21 protein-coding genes are annotated in these 25,037 nt (G+C 72.1%); 11 read left to right on the top strand and 10 right to left on the bottom strand.

Annotated features, from left to right (window positions below; translation table 11 throughout):
• Window positions 1–47 precede the first annotated feature (47 nt).
• The gene (locus ABT295_RS00685; RefSeq protein WP_352392506.1) at window positions 48–578 is read right to left on the bottom strand and encodes a Rieske (2Fe-2S) protein; all 531 of its coding nucleotides are present in this window, start codon (window positions 576–578) and stop codon (window positions 48–50) included.
• The gene (gene uvrA / locus ABT295_RS00680) at window positions 575–3,730 is read right to left on the bottom strand and encodes an excinuclease ABC subunit UvrA (protein WP_352392505.1); all 3,156 of its coding nucleotides are present in this window, start codon (window positions 3,728–3,730) and stop codon (window positions 575–577) included. Before uvrA ends, ABT295_RS00685 begins: the two co-directional genes overlap by 4 nt.
• Window positions 3,731–3,836: 106 nt before the next feature.
• Here uvrA and ABT295_RS00675 point away from each other — a divergent pair, with 106 nt between their 5' ends.
• The 4 genes from ABT295_RS00675 to ABT295_RS00660 all read left to right on the top strand — a co-directional run bounded on the left by ABT295_RS00675 (window position 3,837) and on the right by ABT295_RS00660 (window position 7,461).
• Window positions 3,837–5,642 carry a glycoside hydrolase family 15 protein gene (locus ABT295_RS00675; RefSeq protein ID WP_352392504.1) on the top strand — a complete coding sequence of 602 codons (1,806 nt, stop codon included), beginning with the start codon at window positions 3,837–3,839 and terminating at the stop codon, window positions 5,640–5,642.
• Between the two features lie 55 nt (window positions 5,643–5,697).
• Window positions 5,698–6,408, top strand: a complete 711-nt coding sequence (locus ABT295_RS00670; RefSeq protein ID WP_352392503.1) for a maleylpyruvate isomerase family mycothiol-dependent enzyme — start codon at window positions 5,698–5,700, stop codon at window positions 6,406–6,408.
• A 2-nt stretch (window positions 6,409–6,410) separates the two neighbouring features.
• A complete protein-coding gene (locus ABT295_RS00665; protein ID WP_352392502.1) occupies window positions 6,411–7,133 on the top strand; it encodes an MBL fold metallo-hydrolase in 723 nt (240 codons plus the stop codon).
• 196 nt (window positions 7,134–7,329) lie between these two features.
• Window positions 7,330–7,461 carry a hypothetical protein gene (locus ABT295_RS00660; RefSeq protein WP_352392501.1) on the top strand — a complete coding sequence of 44 codons (132 nt, stop codon included), beginning with the start codon at window positions 7,330–7,332 and terminating at the stop codon, window positions 7,459–7,461.
• Window positions 7,462–7,474: 13 nt separating this feature from the next.
• On the opposite strand, the gene ABT295_RS00655 is transcribed toward ABT295_RS00660, so the two are convergent.
• A complete protein-coding gene (locus ABT295_RS00655) occupies window positions 7,475–8,449 on the bottom strand; it encodes a DMT family transporter (RefSeq protein ID WP_352392500.1) in 975 nt (324 codons plus the stop codon).
• Here ABT295_RS00655 and ABT295_RS00650 point away from each other — a divergent pair.
• Together ABT295_RS00650 and ABT295_RS00645 are read left to right on the top strand one after the other, a co-directional pair.
• Complete coding sequence (locus ABT295_RS00650; protein ID WP_352392499.1) at window positions 8,448–9,866, top strand: aminotransferase-like domain-containing protein; 1,419 nt, start codon at window positions 8,448–8,450, stop codon at window positions 9,864–9,866. The genes ABT295_RS00655 and ABT295_RS00650 overlap by 2 nt on opposite strands.
• 75 nt (window positions 9,867–9,941) lie before the next feature.
• Window positions 9,942–11,102 (top strand): hypothetical protein, encoded by a 1,161-nt coding sequence (locus tag ABT295_RS00645; RefSeq protein ID WP_352392498.1) that lies wholly within the window; start codon window positions 9,942–9,944, stop codon window positions 11,100–11,102.
• Between the two features lie 30 nt (window positions 11,103–11,132).
• Here ABT295_RS00645 and ABT295_RS00640 read toward each other — a convergent pair whose 3' ends face one another.
• From ABT295_RS00640 to ABT295_RS00620, 5 genes are all read right to left on the bottom strand, one after another.
• On the bottom strand, window positions 11,133–11,513 hold the full coding sequence (locus ABT295_RS00640; protein ID WP_352392497.1) for a hypothetical protein: 381 nt from the start codon (window positions 11,511–11,513) through the stop codon (window positions 11,133–11,135).
• Window positions 11,514–12,285: 772 nt separating this feature from the next.
• Entirely contained in the window at window positions 12,286–12,654 is a 369-nt protein-coding gene (locus tag ABT295_RS00635; RefSeq protein ID WP_352392496.1) for a hypothetical protein, read from the bottom strand.
• Between the two features lie 71 nt (window positions 12,655–12,725).
• Window positions 12,726–12,878, bottom strand: coding sequence for a hypothetical protein (locus ABT295_RS00630; protein ID WP_352392495.1), 153 nt, complete (start codon window positions 12,876–12,878; stop codon window positions 12,726–12,728).
• A gap of 56 nt (window positions 12,879–12,934) precedes the next feature.
• On the bottom strand, window positions 12,935–15,070 hold the full coding sequence (locus ABT295_RS00625) for a hypothetical protein (protein WP_352392494.1): 2,136 nt from the start codon (window positions 15,068–15,070) through the stop codon (window positions 12,935–12,937).
• A 111-nt stretch (window positions 15,071–15,181) separates the two neighbouring features.
• Complete coding sequence (locus ABT295_RS00620; protein ID WP_352392493.1) at window positions 15,182–15,517, bottom strand: hypothetical protein; 336 nt, start codon at window positions 15,515–15,517, stop codon at window positions 15,182–15,184.
• Window positions 15,518–15,683: 166 nt separating this feature from the next.
• Here ABT295_RS00620 and ABT295_RS00615 point away from each other — a divergent pair, with 166 nt between their 5' ends.
• The 3 genes from ABT295_RS00615 to ABT295_RS00605 all read left to right on the top strand — a co-directional run bounded on the left by ABT295_RS00615 (window position 15,684) and on the right by ABT295_RS00605 (window position 18,895).
• The gene (locus tag ABT295_RS00615) at window positions 15,684–16,523 is read left to right on the top strand and encodes a C40 family peptidase (protein ID WP_352392492.1); all 840 of its coding nucleotides are present in this window, start codon (window positions 15,684–15,686) and stop codon (window positions 16,521–16,523) included.
• Window positions 16,520–17,395, top strand: a complete 876-nt coding sequence (locus ABT295_RS00610; RefSeq protein ID WP_352392491.1) for an EamA family transporter — start codon at window positions 16,520–16,522, stop codon at window positions 17,393–17,395. Before ABT295_RS00615 ends, ABT295_RS00610 begins: the two co-directional genes overlap by 4 nt.
• A 93-nt stretch (window positions 17,396–17,488) precedes the next feature.
• Window positions 17,489–18,895 carry an MFS transporter gene (locus tag ABT295_RS00605; RefSeq protein WP_352392490.1) on the top strand — a complete coding sequence of 469 codons (1,407 nt, stop codon included), beginning with the start codon at window positions 17,489–17,491 and terminating at the stop codon, window positions 18,893–18,895.
• A gap of 2 nt (window positions 18,896–18,897) precedes the next feature.
• Here the strand turns inward: ABT295_RS00605 and ABT295_RS00600 are convergent, their stop codons facing one another.
• Window positions 18,898–19,914 (bottom strand): TerC family protein, encoded by a 1,017-nt coding sequence (locus tag ABT295_RS00600; RefSeq protein ID WP_352392489.1) that lies wholly within the window; start codon window positions 19,912–19,914, stop codon window positions 18,898–18,900.
• A gap of 584 nt (window positions 19,915–20,498) precedes the next feature.
• Here ABT295_RS00600 and ABT295_RS00595 point away from each other — a divergent pair.
• Window positions 20,499–21,488: a hypothetical protein gene (locus ABT295_RS00595; protein ID WP_352392488.1), complete on the top strand. Its 990-nt coding sequence runs from the start codon at window positions 20,499–20,501 to the stop codon at window positions 21,486–21,488.
• Between the two features lie 69 nt (window positions 21,489–21,557).
• Here the strand turns inward: ABT295_RS00595 and uvrB are convergent, their stop codons facing one another.
• The gene (gene uvrB / locus ABT295_RS00590; protein ID WP_352392487.1) at window positions 21,558–23,672 is read right to left on the bottom strand and encodes an excinuclease ABC subunit UvrB; all 2,115 of its coding nucleotides are present in this window, start codon (window positions 23,670–23,672) and stop codon (window positions 21,558–21,560) included.
• Between the two features lie 55 nt (window positions 23,673–23,727).
• Between uvrB and ABT295_RS00585 the strand changes: the two genes are divergently transcribed.
• The gene (locus ABT295_RS00585) at window positions 23,728–25,035 is read left to right on the top strand and encodes an AGE family epimerase/isomerase (protein WP_352392486.1); all 1,308 of its coding nucleotides are present in this window, start codon (window positions 23,728–23,730) and stop codon (window positions 25,033–25,035) included.
• Window positions 25,036–25,037 lie beyond the last annotated feature (2 nt).

Raw genomic sequence — 25,037 nt, 5'->3', positions numbered from 1 at the left:
CCGTATGCCGCCCTCCCGACCCGGGCGGGCGGCATACGACGCGCGTGTCAGCTGACGGTGAAGGAGTCGCCGCTCACGGTGATCGTCTTCGCGGTCAGGCCGGTCTGGGCCGGCCCGGAGACGCGGTCGCCCGTGGCGATGTCGAAGTGGCTCTGGTGGCACGGGCAGACGATCTGCCCGCCGTCGACGGACCCGACCGTGCAGCCCTGGTGGGGGCACACCGCGTCGAACGCCTTGAAGGTGCCGGCGGTCGGCTGGGTGACGACCGTCTTGGTGTCGGCGAAGATCTTGCCGCCGCCGACGGGGATCTCGGAGGTGGGCTGGCCGCCGGCCGCACCGCCTCCCGAGCCGGCCTCGGTCGTCGCCGCCGCCGACGACGAGGATCCAGCGGGGGTCGACGAGGCGCCGACGGAGGTGTCCGGGGTGGCGGCGGGCACGGGCGGGCTGCTGCAGGCCGCGAGCGCACCGGCGCCGGCGACGACGCCGACCACCTTGAGCACGTTGCGGCGGTCGGTGAGGGAGGAGATGCGGTCGTTCGGGTTCGGCTCGGTGGGACTGGAGTGCGTGGCCTGGGTCATGCGTTCCTCTTCCGGGTCGTGGCGTTGGACCTCGTCTTGCTGACGGTCGTGCTCGACGTGGTCTTCTTCGCGGCGGCGGTCGTGGCACCCCCTCGTGCGCGACCGCTCGCCTTGGGTGCCTTGGGTGCCGTGGTGGCCTTGCTGGACGTGGTGGACTTGCCGGCCGCAGCCGTCGCCGTCTTCTTCACGGTGCGCGACGCGGCTGTGCGCGCGCCGTCAGCACCCTGGGAGCCCGCCTTGCGCGCGGTCGCCCGGGTGGTCGTGCGTGCCGTGCGCTCGAGGATCGGCTTGAGGAAGCGGCCGGTGTGGCTGGCGGCCACCTCGGCGACGTCCTCGGGGGTGCCCTCGGCGATGACCGTGCCACCGCCGGAGCCGCCCTCGGGCCCCATGTCGATGATCCAGTCGGCGTTCTTGATGACGTCGAGGTTGTGCTCGATGACGATGACGGTGTTGCCCTTGTCGACGAGGCCCTGGAGCACGTCGAGCAGCTTGCGGATGTCCTCGAAGTGCAGACCGGTGGTCGGCTCGTCGAGGACGTAGATGGTGCGTCCGGTGGATCGCTTCTGCAGCTCGCTCGCGAGCTTGACGCGCTGGGCCTCACCACCGGAGAGGGTCGGCGCCGGCTGGCCGAGGCGCACGTAGCCCAGGCCGACGTCGTTGAGGGTCTTGAGGTGACGCGCGATCGCGGGGACCGCCTCGAAGAACGTGGCGGCCTCCTCGATCGGCATGTCGAGCACGTCCGCGATCGTCTTGCCCTTGAAGTGCACCTCCAGCGTCTCCCGGTTGTACCGGGCCCCGTGGCACACCTCGCACGGGACGTAGACGTCGGGCAGGAAGTTCATCTCGATCTTGATCGTGCCGTCGCCGGAACACGCGTCACAGCGCCCGCCCTTGACGTTGAACGAGAACCGGCCCGGCTGGTAGCCGCGCACCTTGGCCTCGGTCGTCTCGGCGAAGAGCTTGCGCATGTTGTCGAAGACGCCGGTGTAGGTGGCCGGGTTCGATCGGGGGGTGCGCCCGATCGGGCTCTGGTCGACGTGCACGACCTTGTCGAGCTGGTCGAGGCCCGTGACGGTCTTGTGCCGGCCCGGCACGTGGCGTGCGCCGTTGAGCTTGTTCGCGAGGACGTTGTAGAGGATGTCGTTGACGAGCGTCGACTTGCCCGAGCCGGAGACGCCGGTGACGGCGACGAGGTTGCCGAGCGGGAAGTCGACCGACACGTTCTGCAGGTTGTTCTCGCGGGCGCCGCTGACGGTGATCTGCCGCCCGTCGTGGCCGCGGCGGACCTCGGGCGACGGGATCTCCCGACGCCCGGAGAGGTACATGCCGGTGAGCGAGTCGGGGTGCTCGAGCAGGCCCTTGACCGGTCCGGAGTGCACGACGTGGCCGCCGTGCTCGCCCGCACCGGGGCCGATGTCGACGACCCAGTCGGCGGTCGCGATGGTGTCCTCGTCGTGCTCGACGACGATGAGCGTGTTGCCGAGGTCGCGCAGCCGGGTCAGGGTCTCGATGAGGCGGTGGTTGTCGCGCTGGTGCAGGCCGATCGAGGGCTCGTCGAGGACGTAGAGCACGCCGACGAGGCCCGAACCGATCTGCGTCGCGAGCCGGATCCGCTGCGCCTCGCCGCCCGAGAGCGTGCCGGCGGGCCGGTCGAGCGAGAGGTAGTCGAGGCCGACGTCGAGCAGGAAGCCGAGGCGGGCGTCGATCTCCTTGATGACGCGCTCGGCGATCTGCCGCTCGCGGGGCGTGAAGTCGACGGTGTCGAGGAAGCCGGCGGCGTCGCGGATCGCGAGCCCGCAGACCTCGGAGATGTTCTTGCCGCCGAGCAGCACGGCCAGCGACTCGGGCTTGAGGCGCGCGCCGGAGCAGACGGGGCACGGCACCTCGCGCATGAAGCCCTCGTAGCGGTCGCGGCTCCACTCGGAGTCGGTCTCGGAGTGGCGCCGCTTGATGAAGGGCACGACCCCCTCGAAGCCGGTCGTGTAGGAGCGGTCGCGGCCGTAGCGGTTCTTGTACTTGACATGCACCTTGTAGTTCTGGCCGTGCAGCAGGGCCTCCTTGGCCCGGGCCGGCAGGGCGCGCCACGGCGCGTCCATGGAGAACTTCATGTCCTCGGCGAGCGCCCCCATGACGCGCTGGAAGTACTCGGCCGAGCCGGAGCCCTGCGCCCACGGCGCGATGGCGCCGTCGGCGAGGGACAGGTCGTCGTCGGGCACGACGAGCTCGGGGTCGACCTCGAGCTCGGTGCCGATGCCCGTGCACTCGGGGCACGCGCCGAACGGCGAGTTGAACGAGAACGAGCGCGGCTGGATCTCGTCCATGCCGAGCGGGTGGTTGTTCGGGCAGGCCATCTTCTCGCTGAAGCGGCGCTCGCGGTCCTTCGCCTTGGGCTCCCGGTCGACGAAGTCGATGATGACGACGCCGCCGGCGAGGCCGAGGGCGGTCTCGACGGAGTCGGTGAGGCGACGCTTGGAGCCGGCGTCGTCGCCCTTGGCGACGAGGCGGTCGACGACGACCTCGATCGTGTGCTTCCGCTGCTTCTCGAGGGCGGGCGGCTCGGCGAGCGAGACGACCTCGCCGTCGACCCGCGCGCGCGAGAAGCCCTTGGTCTGGAGCTCGGCGAACAGGTCGACGAACTCCCCCTTGCGGCCCTGGACGACGGGCGCGAGCACCTGGAAGCGGGTGCGGTCCTCGAGGGTGAGCAGCTGGTCGACGATCTGCTGCGGCGACTGCCGGGTGACCGGCTCGCCGCAGACGGGGCAGTGCGGGCGGCCCGCACGCGCGAAGAGCAGTCGGAGGTAGTCGTAGACCTCGGTGATGGTGCCGACCGTCGAGCGCGGGTTGCGGTTCGTCGACTTCTGGTCGATCGAGACGGCGGGCGAGAGGCCCTCGATGAAGTCGACGTCGGGCTTGTCCATCTGGCCGAGGAACTGCCGGGCGTACGCCGAGAGCGACTCGACGTAGCGGCGCTGGCCCTCCGCGAAGATCGTGTCGAACGCGAGGCTCGACTTGCCCGACCCGGAGAGCCCCGTGAAGACGATGAGGCTGTCTCGGGGGAGGTCGACGGAGACGTCGCGCAGGTTGTGCTCGCGCGCGCCGCGGACGACGAGGGAATGGGCGTTGCCGGTGGGCGTAACAGTCACGCGCAACATGCTAGGTGCGCCCACCGACAGTCCTCGTATCGGCGGTCGCCGGCGGACGCCCCCCCGCGCGGCGGGGGGTCGCGCCCCGCGACGGCGCGGACGGCATACTCGGCCCATGAGCAAGCCCGTGCCGACCCCGATCGAGGACTACGCCGTGCTCGGCGACCTCGGCACCGCCGCCCTCGTCAGCCGGCGTGGCTCCATCGACTGGCTGTGCCTGCCGCGGTTCGACTCGCGGGCCTGCTTCGCCGCGCTGCTCGGCACGCCCGACAACGGCCGCTGGCTGCTCGCCCCCGTCGACCCGGACGCGACGACCACGCGCCGCTACGTCGGCGACTCCTTCGTGCTCGAGACGATCCACGAGACGGCGACGGGCCGGGTGCGGGTGACCGACGTCATGCCGCTCGGTGACGGCCGGTCCGACGTGCTGCGCCGGGTCGAGGGGCTCGAGGGCACGGTGCGGATGGTGCACGAGTGGACGGTGCGCTTCAACTACGGGCGCACCCGACCCTGGGTGATGCGCCACACGGAGGACCGCGAGGACCACACCGACGAGATCATCACCGCCATCGCCGGGCCCGACATGCTCGTGCTGCGCGGGGCGCGCCTGCCGCACGCGCAGGACGGCCACCACGTCGACGAGTTCGACGTCACCGCGGGTCAGACCTACACCTTCTCGACGACGTGGTTCCGCAGCCACGAGGAGATCCCTCCCCCGCTCCGGGTGCGCGCCCGCATCGAGGAGACGATCGCGCTGAGCGAGGAGTACGCCCGGCACAGCGACTACGAGGGGCCGTATGCCGATCACGTGACCCGCTCGCTCCTGGTCCTGCGCGCGCTGACGCACGCGACGACCGGGGGCATCGTGGCGGCCGCGACGACCTCGCTGCCCGAGGAGTTCGGCGGCGAGCGCAACTGGGACTACCGCTTCTGCTGGCTGCGCGACGCCGCGCTGACGCTCGAGGCGTTCCTCGGCTGCGGCTACATCGAGGAGACCGCGCTCTGGCGCGACTGGCTGCTGCGCGCCGTCGCCGGTGACCCCGAGGACATGCAGATCATGTACCGCGTCGACGGCGGTCGCGACCTTCCCGAGCGCATCCTCGAGCACCTGCCCGGGTATGCCGGGTCGTGGCCTGTGCGCGTCGGCAACGCGGCCGTCGACCAGCGCCAGACCGACGTGCTCGGCGAGGTGATGATCTCGCTCGACCACGCCCGGGCCCGCGGGCTCGAGGAGAACGACGACTCGTGGCACCTGCAGCGCGCCCTCGTCAACCACCTCGCCGAGCACTGGCAGGAGGCCGACAACGGGCTGTGGGAGATCCGCGGCCCGCTGCGCCACTTCACGCACTCCCGCGTCATGGTGTGGGCGGCGTTCGACCGCGCGATCCGCGCCGTCGAGCAGCACGGCCTCGACGGTCCCGTCGACCAGTGGCGCGAGCTGCGCGACCGGGTGCGCGAGGAGGTGCTGAGCAAGGGCTTCGACACGGAGACCAACACCTTCGTGCAGCACTACGACACGACCGAGGTCGACGCCTCGCTGCTCACCCTCTCCGCCGTCGGCTTCGTCGCGGGCGACGACCCCCGGATGCTCGGCACGATCGAGGCCGTCGAGCGCGACCTGCTGCGCCACGGCCTCGTGATGCGCTACCGCACCGAGGCCGGCGTCGACGGACTGCCCGGCGACGAGCACCCCTTCCTCGCGTGCTCGTTCTGGCTCGTGACGGCATACGCCAAGGCGGGGATGGTCGAGAAGGCGACGGAGCTCATGGACCGCCTCGTCGCCCTGACGAACGACGTCGGGCTGCTGTCAGAGGAGTACGACCCCGTCGCGCAGCGGATGGTCGGCAACTTCCCGCAGGCGTTCTCGCACCTGACGCTCGTCGGCGCCGCCCTGGCGCTGGCCCGGGCGACCGCCACCTGACCCGGCCGACCGACGCCCGACCGACGCCCGACCGAAGCCCGACCGAAGGAGAGCCATGAAGCACGCCGACGTCACACCAGCCCTCGTGGAGGAGGCGACCGCCCGCCTGCTCACGACCGTGCAGGGTCTCGACGACGACGCGCTGGCCGCTCCGTCGCTCTGCGAGGGCTGGACGCGGGGTCACGTGCTCGCGCACCTGGCCCGCAACGCCGACGCCCTCGTGCGGGTCGGCGACGTGGCGCTCACCGGCCGGCCCGACACGATGTACGACGACGTCGCCACCCGCGACGCCGACATCGACGCGGGCGCGGCGCGGTCGGCATCCGAGCACGGAACCGACCTGCGCGACTCGGCGCAGCGACTCGCGGAACGGCTCGAAAAGCTTGCGGCAGAGGGCGATCGGCACCAAGAAGTGAAGGTCGAGCGGACCCCAGGCGGCTTCCCCATCGCCGTCACGATGGTGCCGTTCATGCGGTTGCGCGAGCTCGTCTACCACCACGTCGACCTCGACGCCGGGTACGGCTTCGCCGACGCGCCGCCCGAGGTGGCCGCCCTCTTCCTGCGCGACGCCGCCAACCGTCTCGCCCACGACGACGAGCCGCCCTCGCTGCGCATCACGACGACGGAGGGCGACGAGCACGTCGTCGGCGACGGCCGCACGCGCGTCTCCGGCTCCCGCGCGGACGTGCTGATGTGGCTCGCCCGCGGACGCACCGACGGCGTCGCGTTCGACGGCCCCGTCCCGACCCTGCCCTTCGGAGGATGACCATGAGCACACGCGACGACGACCTCGGCGACAGCACCCGCGACAGCACCGGCGACTACACCGGCCACGTCGAGGCGAACGGGCCCGCGGGGGTGCGGGAGCTGCCGGCGCTGACGATCCGCAAGGCGGAGGTCGGCGGGTTCGGCAACAACGCCTACCTGCTCACCTGCCGCGCGACCGGCGCACAGCTGCTCGTGGACGCCGCCGACGAGGCCGAGCGACTCCTCGAGCTCGTCGGCGCCACGGGGTCGGGTCGGCTCGACGCGGTCGTCACGACGCACTCGCACCACGACCACGTCGGTGCGCTCGCCGCCGTCGTCTCCGCCACCGGCGCGCGCACCATCGCCGGCGCCGACGACGCGGACGCCCTGCCCGTGCCCGTCGACGTGCGCGTGGAGCACGGCGACACCGTGGCCTTCGGCGACGTCACACTCGACGTCGTGCACCTGCGCGGCCACACTCCCGGGTCGATCGCGCTCGCCTACGAGGACGCCGGCGACCCGGACGGGCGCACCCACCTCTTCACCGGCGACAGCCTCTTCCCCGGCGGCATCGGCAACACGAAGAACCCCGGCCAGAGCTTCGAGTCGCTCATCGAGGACGTGACGACGCGCGTCTTCGACGTCTACGACGACGAGACGTGGTTCTACCCCGGCCACGGCGACGACTCGACGCTGGGCGCCGAGCGTCCCCACCTGCCGCAGTGGCGCGCGCGAGGCTGGTGACCACACCCGACGAGAGGGAGGATGCCGGGGTGTCGAGATCTGCCGAACGTGCTGCCGTGCTGCGGGTGTTCCCGGACTACTGCGCCGACCCGGTGTGGGTCGACACCGGCATGGCCGACCTCGACACGCTGGGCGTGTCGGACTGGCTGCGCGACGAGCTCCGCGCGTGGGCGCGGGACTGGGAGGAGCTCCTGGGGTGCGCGAGCACCGGTACGCCGTCGTCGACGAGGCCGCCTACCGGGTCTGGCGTCGGCGAGGGTGGGAGCTCTCGCAGCGGCTGCAGTCGGAGGTCGGCGACTCGTACGCGGTCGAGTTCACGGTCGAGTAGCCCTCGTCGCGACTCAGCCCGTCGCGACTCGGCCCGGCGCGCCGTGGGCGCGGTCGCCGCGGTCGCCGCGGAAGCGGGCGCGCACGGCGAGGCAGGCGCAGGCGATGACGACCAGCCCGCCGAGGACCGTCGGCGCGGTGACCGTCTCACCCAGCAGCAGGGCCGCCCAGAGGATGCTCAGCACGGGTTGCACCAGCTGCACCTGGCTCACCTGCGCCATGGGACCGATGGCGAGCCCGCGGTACCAGGCGAAGAAGCCGAGGTACATCGACACGACGCACAGGTACGCGAAGGCCAGCCACTGCGACCCCGACGCCGCCGGTGGCTCGTCGACGACGGCACGGACGGTCAGCGCCAGCATCAGCGGGGCCGACAGGACGAGGGCCCAGGAGACCGTCTGCCAGGATCCGAGCTCCCGCGCGAGCAGGCCGCCCTCGCCGTAGCCGACCGCGGCCGCGAGCACGGCCCCGACGAGCAGCGCGTCCGAGCCGTGGAGGCCGCCCAGCCCGCCCCCCTGCACGGCCGCGAATGCGGCGACCGCGACGGCACCGAGCGCCGCGAAGAGCCAGAACGCCCGCGACACGCCCTCCTTGCCCCGCAGCACCGCCACCGCCGCCGTCGCCGCCGGTAGCAGCCCGACGACGACGGCGCCGTGGCTGGCCGGCGCGGTCTGCAGGGCGTAGGAGGTCAGCAGGGGGAACCCCGCCACGACCCCGGCCGCCACGACCGCGAGCCGGAGCCACTGGCGCCCGGTCGGTCTGGCCTGCCGCGTCAGGGTCAGCACGGCAGCAGCCAGGGCGGCGGCCACCACGGCCCGCCCCGCGCCGATGAACAGCGGTGAGAGCCCGTCGTGCGCGGCGACCCGGGTGAACGGCACGGTGAAGGAGAAGGCGACGACTCCCACCAGGCCCCAGCCAGGGCCGGAGGTGGCCCGCTGGGTCGATAGCGGCGGTCGAACGGCAGCGATAGCGCTACTCTGTCGATTCATGGACCACGATAGCGCAGCGAGGATCACCGCGGCACTTCGTTCCTGGGCACGGACCGCGCCACCCGGGAGCCGGCTGCCCTCGACCCGGGCGCTGGTCAAGCAGCACGGCGCGAGCCCGATCACGGTGCAGAAGGCGTTGCGGCGGCTCACGGCGGAGGGTCTCGTGGAGACCCGACCCGGGGTGGGCGCGTTCACGCGTGCGACAGTGACGGCGCGGCCGCCCGACTTCGGCTGGCAGACCGCCGCCCTCGGCGCGCCACGCACCCGGGGTGGCGAGCTGTCCTCCACCCAGCGCACATCGGCCCCGGACGCCATCCAGCTCCATTCGGGCTACCCCGCCCGAGAGCTGCTGCCCGAACGGCTCGTCCGCGCGGCCCTCACGCGCGCGGCCCGCACCGAGGCCGCCGTGACGCGCACCCCGACCGCCGGCCTGCCCGAGCTGCAGGCCTGGTTCGTCGGCCAGGTCGCCGAGGCCACGCCGACGGGACTCGCCCCGCCCTCGCCCCGGGACGCCCTCGTCGTCGCCGGCAGCCAGAGCGGGCTCAGCTCCATCTTCCGGGCGCTCGTCGGCCCGGGGCAGCCGCTCGTCATCGAGTCTCCCAGCTACTGGGGCGCGATCCTCGCCGCCGAGCAGGCGGGGGTCGTCCTCGTGCCGGTCCCGAGCGGCCCGTCCGGTCCAGACCCCGAAGAGGTCGAGCGGGCCTTCGCGCTGACCGGTGCGCGCGCGTTCTACGCGCAGCCCAACTTCGCCAATCCGACCGGGGCACAGTGGTCCCCGGACACCGGACGAGCCATCCTCGACATCGTCCGCGCCCGCAACGCCTTCCTCGTCGAGGACGACTGGGCCCACGACCTGGGCATCGACACCGACCCCGCGCCGCTCGTCGGCCACGACGGCGACGGTCACGTCGTCTACCTCCGGTCCCTGACCAAGAGCGTCTCCCCGGCCCTGCGCGTCGCCGCCGTCATCGCCCGCGGGCCGGCCCGTGAACGGCTCCTCGCCGACCGGGCCGCCGAGACGATGTACGTGAGCGGCGTGCTGCAGGCGGCCGCACTCGACGTCGTCACCCAGCCCGGGTGGAGCACCCACCTTCGCGCGATGCGCAACCAGCTCAGGGCCCGCCGCGACCTGCTCGTCCAGAGCGTCCGCGACGGGGCACCCACGGTCCACCTCCAGCAGCTGCCTCCGGGCGGGCTCAACCTCTGGGCCCGGCTGCCCGAGGGCACCGACGTCAGTGACCTGGTGCGCGAGTGCGAGCTACGCGACCTCGTCGTCGCGCCCGGCGGTGAGTGGTTCCCGGCAGAGCCGACCGGCCCCTTCGTCCGCCTCAACTACTCCGGCGCCGACCCGGCCCGCTTCCCCGAGGCCGGCCGCATCCTCGGCGAGGCTCTGTCCGCGGCGGTCTCCGAGAGCTAGCTCTCGTCGGCCACCGCCACCGTGCGCACACCCCGATCGACGCCCTTCCACCGTCGCCCGTGACAGCATGCGGCCATGTCGTACGACCTCGAGGTGTTCGCTCGGCGACCGCTCGCGAGCGACGGGCTCCGCGATCTGCTCGCCGCCAGCTCCGGCCTCCACGTCGGACCGTCGACGCCGGGGTGCCTGACCGTGTTGCGCGGCGCGCGAGGGAACGACTGCTTCACCCTCGACGGCCCGGCCCCCATCGATCCGGAGGACGTGCCGGCCGAGGTGTCAGCCGTGCTGCTCGACGCCTCGTACCTCTACCGCATCGCCGCCGTGGAGGGGAGTGCGGAGGTCAGCATCCAGCACGCCATCCGCTTCGCCAGACGCCTGGCGGAGTCGACCGACGGCGCCGTCGTCGACCAGCAGACCGAACGGGTGTGGTCGAGGTCGCGATCGCGGTCGTTCCGACGACCCGAACCCACCACGCGGGTCGACGTCGTGGAGCTGGAATGGTTCTGCCTGCGGGCCGACATCGACGACGGCACGCCGACCGTGTTCCTCGAGACCGTCGAGCGGCACCTGCCCGAGGCCCTTCCGCGCAGGTTCGGGGAGCACGAGCCGTTGCAGGGTCGATATGACGACGGCGGTGCTGAGGGCTTTCTCCGGTCCTGGCGAGACGCCACTTCCTTCATCTCGTTCACGGGGACAGGAGTGTGCGCGGACGGAGCCATGGATGCCGGCCCGGCTGACGAGTTCTCCGGCCCGTTCTGGTCGATGTCGCTGAGCGTGCACGCCGAAGCCCTTCGGTCGCCCGACTGGCGCGAGGCCGCGCGGAGGGTCTTCCTCGCGCTGGCTGACGGACTTCCTGCCTTCTACGCCTGCGCGACCGTCACGCGGGACCACATCTGGTCCGGGCGGTCGCTAAGGGCCGACGGCCGCACCGAGTCGGTTCATCGCCCTCTCGAGCGACAGGACAGCTGGATGGGACTACCGCCCCGGACACCGTGGTGGACGTGGCTGGGGACGCCCTACCGGGAGGTCGCATCCCTGCTGCCGGCCCGGCGAGTCACGGCCACGCGCGTCGGGGTGCTGTGGGAGTCGGCTCCGGATCCGGCACCGGCCGACTCCCTCGAGCCCCTGTCGGTCCTCCTGCCTGCCGAGCACTTCGCGACCCCGACCCGGTCGACGCGCTGGGGACCGGCGTCGTTGACACGAGCGCTGTCGATACCGGACGCGCTGCGTGGGTGAGCCGACATCACGCCCGACAGGGCTGACGGCTCACCCTGAGGCATCCTTCTCGTCAGGCGCCGTGACCACCCAGTCGGGCTCGGGGTCGGAGGCGAGGCGAACGGCGTCGACAGCTTCACGTCCCTCGAGCCAGGCCTTCGCGATGCGGTGCCCACCGTCCACGAGCGTGCCGTCCGACGCCAGGATGACGGGGTGACGGAGGTCGGCCTCCTGAATGCGCCGCGAGTGCTCGGCGACCTCGCGGCAGCTGGGGGAACGGCCGTCGAACCAACAGTCCTCGTCGAACTCGCTGATGTCGGCTATCGGAACGACCCGGACCGGCAGCCCGGCAGCCGCCGTCCACCACGTCTTCGTCCACCAGAAGGCACGGCCGCCGGGGATGGGTCGCGAACACGTCTCAGTCACAGGCACCCATCGAAGGCTGCCACACGGGAGCCCTCCGTCGTGGTCTTGGCCGACACCTGCGCCACACCCGGCAGCGCCTGGTCATTCACGCTGCCGTGTGAGGCGGCGTTCCGGTCGAAGGTGTACGGGTGGTCACGCCTACCTTCGTGAGGTCCCTGTCCACGGATCCGGGGTCTGCCCACCCTCCGCGCACCGATCACCCCCGTACCAGCGCGGGCACCGCCACCTAGCGAGCGCCGGCGGTCTCGAGGTCCATGAGGACGCCGGCCCATCGCCGATCGACTGCCGCCTCGCCTGCCGGACGGGCCGCCCGCCGACGGGGGAGGTACGTCGAGGCCACGTCCTCATGGCGCGTTGCGGTGACGACGGGGCCGCCGTCCGGGCCCACCTGACGTCCGCCCAGACCATGCGGACCCGGCGCACGACGCCTGACGTCTCCGGAAGACCGTCCGGAGCATCGACGGTGTCGGAGCGGATGGTGCCCACCGCTTCGATCGGACCACTGACGAGCTCCGGAGCATCCCAGTACAGGGCGCCGCCCTCGACGTCGATCCGGGTCGGGTGGCGTCCGAGTTCGGCGCCCGGCCAGCTCGCCAGAGGAACGGCGAGGCCGCGAAGCACGCTGGCCGGCAGCGTTCCCGGAAACCGTCGCGCTGCCTCCTCGAAGGTGAGCCAGAGCCGCACGTCGTCGCCGACGCGCACGATGCGGCCGCTCTCCTCGAGCTCCCAGTTCGAGACCTCGACCGTCAGCACCATGGCGCCACCCTGACGCACGTCGTCATCCCGGCGTATGCGTCTTCACCCGGGCGATCGCATCCTCCGTCCCGAAGTACACGCGGTCCGGCCCGTCACCCACGAAGCCGCCCGTGCCGACCGGCGACGCGAAGGTGCAGATGACGACGCTCGGGCCCTCCCCGGCGGAGCTGCACTCGTCGCGGTTCTGCACCGCGCCACCGACCTCGGTGAAGGACCCGACGTCGACGACGATCTGCATGCCGGACAGGTCGCACGGCGCGAGCCGTGCCAGTTCCGAGGCCTTGACGGGCCCGGCGCCCGGGCACGCCACGGCGTCGACCGTGCTCCCGGGCGTGGGCCCGGAGGCCTGGCCGCAGCCGGGCAGCAGGAGCAGCGCCCCACCGGCTGCCATGGCCGTGGTCCGTCGCCCCAGGGCTCCGCGCACCCGCGCCCGACGCGCCCCGAGGAGAGCCATCCAGGCGGTCACGGACACGTGCGGAAGACCTCGCGTACGCCCACGTTCGTCTGGGGGTGCGGCTCCTCGACCGCATCGACGTGGGTGTCATCGCCGGCGGAGCGAGGCGTCCAGCTGCGCAGCCTCTCGACCAGGTCGAGAGCGACCGGCATGTCACTCATCGGCCCATCCTCGCGGACCCGTAGCCGACTGGGGGCAGAGGCGCGGGATCCAGCTGTCAGGACACCTTGCTCGTCAGCGTCGTCGAGGCTCCGGGCGAGCTGGTGCTCGTGGCTTCGGCGACGATCCGAACCTGCCAGGTGCCCCTCGTGAACTTCAGGGCCGTGCTGATCTGACCAGAGCGGTTCGTGATCGGCCGCGCGACGGTCCGCCACGGGACCGCGCTGCCCGACGCCTTGACGGCGCGGACCTGCACCGCCATCCGACGCCCCGCAGACACGGGGTAGACGGTCGCCTTGACCGGATAGAGGCGTCCGGCTGATCCACGACCGGGAACGCCAGAGACCGTGACCCGGGCCGCCACCTTCGTGGAGACCTCGGCCGACGTGGCACCACCGTTCCAGCTCGGCCGCGCGGGGACGACGCTGCGCCACACGGCGTTGTCCTTCAGGGCGACAGGCACCCGGACGATGCCTGAGGACGTCGTCCGCGTGGACGTGACGGTCCGCCAGACCGAGGAACCGACGGTGCGGGTCTGGAGCACGAGGGGGATGCCGGGCAGCATCTCGTTGTTCAGCTGCTGCACCGTCACGGTCAGGGACGCCGTGCTCCCGGCGACCCCCGAAGTCGGCGCCACCACCGCGGTGCGGACGGCAGGGTCGACAGGGATCTCGAGGGTCGTGGTCCGCACCACCCCGACACTGTCGGTCGAGGTGAGCATCACGGGAACGAGGTGGAAGTCGGGCACGATCCCCCGGTAGCCGCCGACCAGGGACGTCAAGGACACCGAGCCCTTGACGGTCAGGCACGAGGCGCCGGCGCACGCTCCCGAGGCAAGCGTCCTTCCACCGACCACCGCCACCTTCCACGTCCGCACCTGCGGGGCCGCCACACCCGTGCCGGACGTGGAAACCAGCGTGAAGGCAAGGGAGCCCGACGCGTTCTGGACGACAGGCCCGTTGACGGTCGTCGTCGCCGTGACACCCGCGGAGGCGAGGGTGGAGGTCGTCTCGGCGGTGGCCGTCCGTGAGTCGCCCCGCCAGTCCTGGAAGCCCGTCGCCTCCGTGTACCGAGCGACGACACGGTGGACCCCGGCGCTCATCGGTGCGCCGTAGTCGTAGATCCCGTCGTTCACGGCAGGGGTGCTGAGCGGCACGTTGACCTTGACCGTCGATGGGCACACCTCGGAGCCGGCGGGGTTGACGGTGCAGTAGTCGACTCGGGGGAAGTACGTCATGGTGCCTGCGGGCGTCGTGGCGCCGTCGAGGAAGACCTCGACCCTCTTGGGCTGGAACGGTGACCAGTCGGGCCCCACGCTCAGGGTGACCTCGGCGATGCCACCCTTCCACCCGTTCGCGTCGGAGGGCTGCTGGGCCACGAGTCGGCTGGCACGCACCTGCGGGCCGCTGTATCGCACCAGCTCACGCGTCACGGCGACGGACGGGGTGCCGAGGTCGTCGAACGCGATGAAGCGAAGGGTGTACCGCCCGGTCGGCAGCCCCGTCGTGGGGATGCTGCCGAGGACACGGGACTGGTGGTTGCCGTCGAGCGGCGTGCCGGCGAACTGGGTGGTCCGGGAGACGCCGGCGCCCGTGACGGTCGCCTGGAGCCGGCCGGCGCCGTCCGCGACGGGCGTCAGGACGGCGTCCACGGGAATCGGGTCGGCCCCGACGACCGGCTCCTGGAGGTACTGGTCGTCGCTGCCGACCCAGAGCTGTGGCCGGTGGTTGTCGACGTCGATCGCACCGGCCGCGACGGTCGTCCGGACGAGCGACCCGCTGGTCGTCGTACCCTCCAGCACCACGGACATCGTGGCGGGTCCGTCGGGCAGCATGGTGTCGCCGGGGCCGGGCTCCGGGCCACGGTCCATCCAGGACAGGGTGTCGACCATTACCGTCACGTCGCACGTGTGTGCGCACCCCGGCGCGACTCGGAGGCTGCCGGTGCGCGCGATCGTGGGTTCGTTGAGAGAGCTGACGGTGACCGCCGCCACGCCGGGGGTGACCCCGCCGGTCGCAGTGACGCGCAGGACCACCGGCTGCATGCCGGACAGGACGCGGCCCTCGCCGACGGGCGAGACGACCTGGGCCCGGAGCGTCGCCGGCACGGGTTCGGCGGTCGCGGTAGGGACGACTAGCGTCACCGCCATCGTCAGGGAGACGGTGACGGCGAGGGCGCGCGCGAGAAGGCGCATGACGGTGGGTCCTGTTCGGCGACGGTCGCCGTCAGCAGGTCCGCCGCGGCGGGCCCGATGCTAGCCAGAGTCCGCTGTGGGATCGGGCAAAACGCAACAAACCCGCGCCGGTCAGGCTCCTTGGGCCTCCTCGAGGCGCCCAGCGCTGTCCGGCTCGAGCTCGGCGATGAGGGCCGTGAGCTCCTCGCAGAGGAAGTCGGTCTCGGGCGGCACGTTCGTCAGCAGGATGTGCCGCCGCGGGTTGTTCGCGACCGAGAGGCCGACGCCGAGGCGTGACCGCCCGTGGCGCTGGCGCCAGGCGCGCTCGAGCAGCGGTCCGCCGGTCCAGTCGACCGGGGCGCGCAGCCAGCCCTGCAGGTCGACGATGTCGCCGTCAGGGCCGTGACGACGGTTCTTCGGGGGGTTGAAACCCTCGAGCGTCACACGCTCGGTCACTCGCTCGTCCATGCTTCGACGGTACGACCCGCGGATGCCGGTTGACCATGGCTCGAGGCCCGTTCCCACCGTTTCGTGAGCGAAGAGACAGCCACCTCCCAGCCGGCGTGCAGCGGCCCTGTCGCCCACGACCTGACCGGCTGCAACGGGACGCGTCCCGGGTGCGAGGATGACGGGCGTGAGCACGCCTGTCGCCGTCATCGCCACCCACCGCGTCCGCGTCCCCGTGACGACCGTCTGGACGAGCCCGACGAGCCCGCGCCCTGTCGACGCCCCGGCCGTCGCCGAGCAGCCGGATGCCGTCGCCTGGCTGGCGGCGCTCGACGCGCACGACGCGAAGGACCCCCGTGGCCGTGACGACGAGTCCGGCGACGGGCGCCTCGGCCTGCACGGACGCGTCGAGACGCAGCTCGTCGCCGGGGAGCCGGTCGTCGTCACGGAGACCGACGCGACGGGCGCCTGGTCGCACGTCGTCGCGCCGTGGCAGGCCTCCCCCAAGGACGCGCGCGGCTACCCGGGCTGGGTGCCCACGGCACACCTCACCCCCGTCGAGCACGTCGAGGGCGACGAGGGCGACGAGGGCTCCGGCGGCGCCGTCGTCACGGACCCGGCTCCGGCCGACACGACCACCGACGAGGCCGACGACTCCGGCGTGCACCCCGCCGTCGCCGAGGCGCGGCGGCACATCGGCCTGCCCTACCTGTGGTCCGGCCTCACGCCCCTCGGCTTCGACTGCTCGGGCCTCGTGCTGCACGCCTGGCGCCGCCTCGGCATCGTCGTGGCTCGTGACGCCTACGCGCAGGCGGAGGTCGCCGAGCCGGTCGCCCTCGATGCCGTCGAGCCGGGCGACCTCTACTTCTTCGCCCGCCCCGGCCGCCGGATCCACCACGTCGGCATCGTCGTGCGTCCCGGACGAATGGTGCACGCGTCGGAGACCGGCGGCGTGCTCGTCGAGGAAGACCTGCCGGACGAGCGCGTCGCCACCCTCGTCGCGGCCGGGCGACTGCCGATGCCGTGACGGTCGACCGCCGCACCGCTCCCCTGCTCGTGCTCGGGGGCGTCGTCTCGGTGCAGTTCGGCGGAGCCCTCGCCGCGACGCTCGTGCCGCGCATCGGCGCGCCCGGCTCGGTGCTGCTGCGCCTCCTCTTCGCGATGGTCGTGCTCGTCGCGGTCGCGCGCCCCTCGTGGCGCGGGCGCACCCGCTCCGAGTGGCTCACCGTGCTGCTCTTCGGGCTGGCGCTCGCGGCCATGAACACCTCGTTCTACGCCTCGCTCGCACACCTGCCCATCGGCGTCGCCGTGACGATCGAGTTCCTCGGCCCGCTCGGTCTCGCCGCCGCGCTCAGCCGGCGGCCGCGCGACCTCGCCGCCGTCGCGGCCGCGGCGCTCGGGGTCGTGCTCGTCTCCGGGGTGTTGGAGACCTCGCTGCAACGGCTCGACCTCGTCGGGGTGGGGTTCGCCGCACTCGCCGGCGTCATGTGGGCGGCCTACATCGTGCTGAGCCAGCGCACGGGCCGCGCCTTCGCCGGGCTCGACGGCCTCGCCCTCGCGCTCGTGGTCTCGACCGTCGCCGTCACCCCGCTCGGGCTGCCGTCGATCGGCCACTGGACCCCGCGCGACGTCGCCCTCGGCCTCGGCATCGCGGTGCTGTCGTCGGTGCTGCCCTACTCGCTCGAGCTGATGGCGCTGCGGCACCTGGCCCAGCACGTCTTCGGGATCCTCCTCAGCCTCGAGCCCGCCGTCGCCGCGCTGGCCGGCCTCCTCGTGCTCGGGCAGGTGCTCGACACGCGCCAGGTCGCCGGCATGGCGCTCGTCGTGCTCGCCAGCGTCATCGTCCTCGGCGCGCGCCGCTCGGCCGGGCCGCCCGAGGCCGCCCTGGGTCCCGGGTGACGTCGCGGCCGTCGAGCCGGGGTCGCGGACCCTCGAGCCGGGGTCGCGCAGCGGCCTTGACCTCAGGTGGACCTGAAGTCCTACCGTCGCCGGATGACGTCCCCCACCGTGGGCCACGAGCCCGCGCACCCCGCGAAGTCAGCGCCACCAGCGATGACCACCGAGCCCGCTGACGCCGGCGGCGGGCTGCTGTCCCCGGCCCTGCGCGCGACCACGGTCGGCGTCATCGCCCTCGTCTCGCTCCACGCGTTCGAGGCGATGGCGCTGACGACGGTGATGCCGACGATCGCCCGCGAGCTCGACGGGGCCGCCCTCTACGCCATGGCGTTCACCGCGACCCTGGCCGCCGGCATCGTCAGCATCGTCTGGTCGGGCAACCTCGCCGACCGGCGCGGTCCGCGGCCACCGCTCCTCCTCGGCCTCGCCCTCTTCGCCCTCGGTCTCGTCGGCGCCGGCCTCTCGCCGACGATGGAGGTGCTCGTCGGCGCCCGGGTCGTGCAGGGCCTCGGGGCGGGCATGACGAGCACCGCCCTCTACGTGCTCGTCACGCGGGTCTACCCCGTGCGGTTGCACACGGCCATCCTCGCGGGCTTCTCGGCCGCCTGGGTCGTGCCCTCGATCGTCGGGCCCTTCGTCGCCGGACTCATCGCCCAGACGATCGGCTGGCGCTGGGTCTTCGGCCTCGCCGTCATCGTGCTCGTCGTGGCCGCGGTCCTGCTCGGCCGCATCGTCACGGGCCTGCGCCAGGAGCTCGTCGACGTGCCGTGGCGACGGCGCTCGATCGCGGCATCCGTGCTGCTCGCCGTCGCCGTGCTGGCCCTCAACGCGGTCGCCGACCGGCTCGACGCCATCGGCGTCGGGCTCGCGGTCTCCGCCCTCGTCGTCGTGTGCCTGACCCTCCTGCCGCTGACGCCGCGCGGCACGCTCCGGGCCGCCCGCGGCCTGCCGACCGACGTGCTGCTGCGGGCGCTCGCCTTCGCGGCCTTCAGCGGCGCCGAGGTCTACCTCCCCCGACTGCTCACCGAGCGCGACGGCCTCAGCCCGAGCCTCGCCGGCATCGCGCTCACCATCACCGGAGTCACCTGGTTCGCCGGGTCGTGGGTGCAGGGCCGGTGGGACCGGCGCTTCGAGATCGGCCGCACGGCATCCATCTCGCTCGCCGCGATCACGCTGACCCTGGCCGGCCTCGCCGTCGCCGTCGCCACGGACGTGCCGACGTGGGTCGTCATCGCCATCTTCCCGGTGCTCGGCCTCGGCATCGGCACCCTCTACCCGCGCGTCACGGCCCAGGCGCTCGGGCGCGCCGGGAGCACCGAGCAGGGGTTCGTCAGCTCGGCCCTGCAGATCGGCGACTCATCCGGCGCCGCGACGGCCATCGCCGTGTCGGCGATCGTCTTCACCGCCGCGGGAGCCGCGGTGCCGGATGCCTACGTCGCGGTGTTCGCCGTCATGGCGCTACCCGCGCTGGCCGGTTGGCTCGTCGCCCACCGGGTGCGCTGAGGTCAGCTCGCGACGGACTCGTCGGCCCCGGCGTCCGCACCCTCGAGGCGCGCGTCGCGCTTGGACTTCCAGAGGCTGGCGACCGTCGTCACCCCGAGGATCAGCACGATCGCGCCGAGCGAGACGAGGATCGGGATGTCGGGCACGCCCTCGATCGGCTGGCCGCCGTTGAGGAACGGCAGGTTGTTCTCGTGCAGCGCGTGCAGCACGAGCTTGACGCCGATGAAGGCGAGCAGCACGGAGAGGCCGATGCTGAGGTAGACGAGCTTCTTGAGCAGGCCGCCGATGAGGAAGTAGAGCTGGCGCAGGCCCATCAGGGCGAAGATGTTCGCCGTGAGGACGAGGAAGGGCTCCTTCGTCAGGCCGTAGATGGCCGGGATCGAGTCGAGCGCGAAGAGCAGGTCCGTCGTGCCGAGCGCGAGGATGACGATGAGCATCGGGGTGATGAGCCGCTTGCCGTTCTCGATGACGGTCAGGCGCGTGCCGTTCCACTCCTTGGTGGCCGGGAAGCGCTTCTCGATCCAGAGCAGCAGCCGGTTCTCGTGGTACTCGTCGTCGTCGCTCTCGCCCTCGGTGGCCAGCTTGACGGCCGTGTAGATGAGAAACGCGCCGAAGATGTAGAAGACCCAGGCGTACGCGTTGATGACGACCGCGCCGAGGGCGATGAAGATGCCGCGCAGCACGATGGCGATGACGATGCCGACCATGAGGGCCGACTGCTGCAGCTTCTGGGGCACCTTGAAGCTCGCCATGATGAGCAGGAAGACGAAGAGGTTGTCGACCGACAGCGAGTACTCGGTCAGCCACCCGGCGTAGAACTCGCCGGCGTACTGACCACCCCACTCGAACCAGACGAACAGGCCGAAGAGCACGGCCAGGCCGACGAAGAAGGCGAGGTGCCTCCCGGCCTCGGCCATGGACGGTACGTGGGGACGCCGGGCGATGACGAACACGTCGACGGCGAGGAACACCGCCATCAGACCGATCGTCAGGAACCAGCCCCAGGTGGGAACGTTCATGGGCACAACCTTCCGGTCACCGATCAGCAACCGGAGGTCTCTCCCGCCCGGCGCCGATGGCCGGACCGACGGGACCGGGAGCGGCGGTGGGTCCACTCCGTGATGACGAGCCCGTCGTGGTCGGGGATACTCCCCTCCGCGAACGCCCGAGTCTCCCACTCGGCACCCCGGTGCTCAAATCCGTCCCGCCCCGTGGCGCTCCGAACGCCACCCGAGAGGCGTGATCTGCGTCACACGCGGTCGCCACACCCGTCCCACCGATCACGCATCATCACACCGGACACGGTCCAGATCTTGCAGGTTCCTTGCGGATCGGTCCTCGCCGTCCGCGACGGCAGCCGCGGATGCGGATCCAGCCACGCACCGCGCCACCGCAGATGCGCCCCAAAGTGACAGGGACCCGCCGCGCTTTAGGACGTCTTGTTGTGATATTGCGATTTTCTTCTTTTTTGTCCGATTGCTCCCTTACAGTCCGTCTTGCGCCATCCGGTCCCACCGGTCGTGAGAGCCCCCACCGGGTCGGCGCGCTCCGTTTCCCCTGCGGGCGACCCCTGTCGCCCACCGTCCCTCTAGGTGGTTCCCCCATGCCTGTCATCACCCGCCGATCCGTCGTCAGCGCCGCTCTGGCGACCGCGGTCGTCCTCCCCCTCGTCGGGCCCGCCCAGGCGGCCGACGCCACGAGCGGACGCGTCCGCTACGGCATCAACGCCGGTGGCTGGTGGAAGACCGCCGGGCAGACGCCGCAGGGCGCCTACGACCAGGCCGTCGCGGCCTTCGGCAAGCCCGGTTTCATGCGTCTCTGGCCCAACCGCTTCACGACGACGTGGCGCGGCGGGCTCATCCCCACGTACGTCGACGACGCCAAGATCCCCGTCTACATCAACCTCGGCTCGGACGTCGCCGGCGTCAACCGCGGGGCCTACGACGCGGCCTTCGTCCAGATCCTCAAGACCGCCCCGCGGGACCGCTGGATCTGGTTCTCCTTCGCCCACGAGCCGGAGAACGACGGCTTCACCGTCGCCGCCTGGCAGCAGGCCCAGATGCGCCTCGCCAAGCTCAAGACGACGTATGCCCCCACCAACGTCCGCTTCGCGCCCCTCCTCATGGGCACGACCTACATGAGCAACCGCTATGCGGTCTCCGCCCCGGGCAACGTGCCGTGGACGACGTGGTTCGACTTCGACCTCACGAACGTCGACGCCCTCGGCGCGGACATCTACCAGTGGGGCAAGAGCGACGCCACCGCCGACTCGGCCGCCACCGTCATCAGCCCGGTCATCGCCGCCGCGAAGTCCAAGGGCAAGGGTCTGGTCGTCGGTGAGCTCGGCGCTCGCAACACGCTGAGCGACGCCGGCCGCGCGAAGTTCCTCAAGGACGCCGTGTCGCTCTTCGACGCCGGCCGCAACGTGCGGGCCGTCGCCTACTTCGAGAACGACAACGGCGCCCTGGGCCCGTGGAACCTGCTGCCCAAGCCCGCCGGCGGCTCGGCCGGCTCGAAGGCCGCCCCCTCGCCGACGCTGCCGAAGAGCGTCGCCGTGTGGAAGTCCGCCGTGCAGTCCTCGCCCAGGAGCTGACCCGTCGCGACCACGAGGAGCCGCACCCGGCCGGGTGCGGCTCCTCGTGTCGTCCGGCTCGGTGGACCGTCAGCGGGTGGCCGCGCTCATCTGGCGCAGCTCCTTCTTCAGGTCGCCGATCTCGTCGCGCAGGCGGGCGGCCAGCTCGAAGTGCAGCTCGGCCGCAGCCTGGTGCATCTGCGTCGTGAGCTCCTGGATGAGCCCCGCGAGGTCGGCTGCCGCCATGTCGGCAGGCCGCTCGGCCCGACCACCGGCGGACACGCCCACGTCGGCGGCCATCGCGCCCCGCCCCGCGCCGCTCTTGCCACGCGACTGCATGCGTCCCGAGCCGAGCAGCTCCTGCGTGTCGGCGTCCTCGCGCTCGAGCAGGTCGGTGATGTCGGCGATCTTCTTGCGCAGCGGCGTCGGGTCGATGCCGTGCTCGAGGTTGTAGGCGATCTGCTTCTCGCGGCGCCGGTTCGTCTCGTCGAGGGCCTGCTCCATCGACGGGGTCATCTTGTCGGCATACATGTGGACCTGGCCCGACACGTTGCGCGCCGCGCGACCGATCGTCTGGATGAGGGAGCGCGCCGAGCGCAGGAAGCCCTCCTTGTCGGCGTCGAGGATCGCCACGAGCGAGACCTCGGGCAGGTCGAGGCCCTCACGGAGCAGGTTGATGCCGACGAGCACGTCGAAGACGCCCGTGCGCAGCTCGCGGAGCAGCTCGACGCGGCGCAGGGTGTCGATGTCGCTGTGCAGGTAGCGGACCCGGATGCCCTTGTCGAGGAGGTAGTCGGTGAGGTCCTCGGCCATCTTCTTCGTCAGGGTGGTGACGAGGACGCGCTCGTTGCGCTTGGTGCGCTCCTGGATCTCGTGCATGAGGTCGTCGATCTGGCCCTTCGTGGGCTTGAGCACGACCTCGGGGTCGACGAGCCCGGTGGGCCGGATGATCTGCTCGACGGGCGGGCCCGACTTCGCCAGCTCGTACTCCCCCGGCGTCGCCGAGAGGTAGATGGTCTGCCCGATGCGCTCGAGGAACTCCTCCCACTTCAGCGGCCGGTTGTCCATGGCGCTCGGGAGCCGGAAGCCGTGCTCGACGAGCATCCGCTTGCGCGACATGTCGCCCTCGTACATGGCGCCGATCTGCGGCACCGTCTGGTGCGACTCGTCGAGCACGAGGAGGAAGTCCTCGGGGAAGTAGTCGAGGAGGCAGTTCGGCGCGGAGCCGGAGGTGCGCCCGTCGATGTGGCGGCTGTAGTTCTCGATGCCGTTGCAGAAGCCGACCTGGCGCATCATCTCGAGGTCGTAGGTCGTGCGCATGCGCAGGCGCTGGGCCTCGAGCAGCTTGCCCTGCTTCTCGAACAGCGCGAGCTGGTCCTCGAGCTCGAGCTCGATGCCGCGGATGGCGCGCTCCATGCGCTCGGGGCCGGCGACGTAGTGCGAGGCGGGGAAGACGTACATCTCCTGCTCCTCGGCGACGACCTCGCCGGTCACCGGGTGCAGGGTGTAGATGCGCTCGATCTCGTCACCGAAGAACTCGATGCGGATCGCCAGCTCCTCGTAGACCGGGATGATCTCGACGGTGTCGCCGCGGACCCGGAACGTGCCGCGCGTGAAGGCGAGGTCGTTGCGCGTGTACTGCATCTCGACGAACCGGCGCAGCAGGTCGTCGCGGACGACCTCCTGCCCGACCTTGAGCCGCGCCATCCGGTCGACGTACTCCTGCGGCGTGCCGAGGCCGTAGATGCAGGACACGGACGCGACGACGATGACGTCACGTCGGGTCAGCAGGGAGTTCGTCGCCGAGTGCCGCAGTCGCTCGACCTCGTCGTTGACCGAGCTGTCCTTCTCGATGTAGGTGTCGGTCTGCGGGATGTACGCCTCGGGCTGGTAGTAGTCGTAGTAGCTGACGAAGTACTCGACGGCGTTGTTGGGCAGCAGCTCGCGGAACTCGTTGGCGAGCTGCGCGGCGAGCGTCTTGTTCGGCGCCATGACGAGGGTCGGCCGCTGAACCTGCTCGATGAGCCAGGCGGTCGTGGCCGACTTGCCGGTGCCGGTCGCACCGAGCAGCACGGTGTCGGTCTCGCCCGCCCTGACCCGCTTGGCCAGCTCGGAGATCGCGGTCGGCTGGTCACCGCTCGGGGTGTACTCGGAGATCACCTCGAAGGGTGCCACCGTCCGCTGGAGGTCGGTCGTGGGGCGCATGGCTCAACCGTACGTCGCTCCACCGACAGCGCCCATCCCGTGCCACCATGTGCCCGTGAACGCCGCGCCGCCCGAGCCCATGAGCGGGTCCGTCCCCGAGAGCGGGCCGGTGCCCTGGGTGCGGCAGCCGACGCACCGGGCCTGGCTCGACGAGCACTGCCGGTCGCTGCTCGCCTTCGGCTCCCGGTGCGCCGTGCCGGGAGGCGGGGCGGCCTGGCTCGACGACACCGGCGCGCCGGTGCCCGAGCGGGGGCTGCACACCTGGATCACGGCCCGGATGGTGCACGTCTACTCCCTCGGCGCCCTGCTCGGGGTGCCGGGTGCCGGGCCGGTCGCCGACGCCGCGCTCGCGGGCCTCACCGGCCCGCTGCGCGACACCGGGCACGGCGGGTGGTTCCCGTCGCTCGACGCCGACGGCCGCCCGGCCGAGGGCAAGGCGTGCTACGACCACGCCTTCGTCGTGCTCGCGGCCGCGAGCGCCACGGCGGCCGAGCGCCCCGGGGCGGTCCGGCTGCTGCCTGAGGCGCTCGCCGTCTTCGACGAGCACTTCTGGGACGCCGACGAGCAGCTGCCGGTCGACACGTGGGACACCGCCTTCTCCGAGCTCGACGGCTACCGCGGCATCAACGCCGCGATGCACACGACCGAGGCGATGCTCGCGGCGTCCGACGTGCTCGCCCACGTGCTCGGCGACCCGGCCGCTGCAGCCACCTGCCGGCGGCGCGCCGTCGGCATCCTCGACCGCGTGGCCGCCTGGGCGGGTGCGAACGACTGGCGTGTGCCGGAGCACTTCGACGCTGACTGGCAGGTCCAGCTCGAGCACCACGCCGACCGGCCCGACGACCCGTTCAAGCCCTACGGCGCGACGATCGGCCACGGCCTCGAGTGGGCCCGGCTGCTCCTGCACGGCGAGGCGGCGCTCGTCGCCGCCGGCGAGCCCGCGCCGCCCGCCATGCTCTCGGCCGCCGAGGCGCTCTTCGACCGCGCGGTCGCCGACGGCTGGGACGTCGACGGGGCCCCCGGCTTCGTCTACACGACGGACTGGTCGGGCCGACCGGTCGTGCGCGACCGGATGCACTGGGTGGCTGCCGAGGCCACCGCGACGGCCGCGGCCCTGCACCGGCGTACCGGGCGGCGGGCCTACGCCGACCGCTACGCAGCGTGGTGGGACCACGTCCAGCGCGTGCTCGTCGACGACGAGCACGGCTCGTGGCACCACCAGCTCGACGAGCACAACACCCCGACCGACACGGTGTGGGCGGGCAAGGCCGACCTCTACCACGCTGTTGGGGCCACGCTCGTCCCGCGCCTGCCCTTGGCGCCGGCCCTGGTGGTGGCCGTGCGGCAGGCCCTCTGGCTGTGACG

Origin of the sequence: Terrabacter sp. NPDC000476 (assembly GCF_040300125.1) — a bacterium.
Taxonomy (GTDB): domain Bacteria; phylum Actinomycetota; class Actinomycetes; order Actinomycetales; family Dermatophilaceae; genus Terrabacter.
This window is presented reverse-complemented; position numbering and strand designations above follow the sequence as displayed.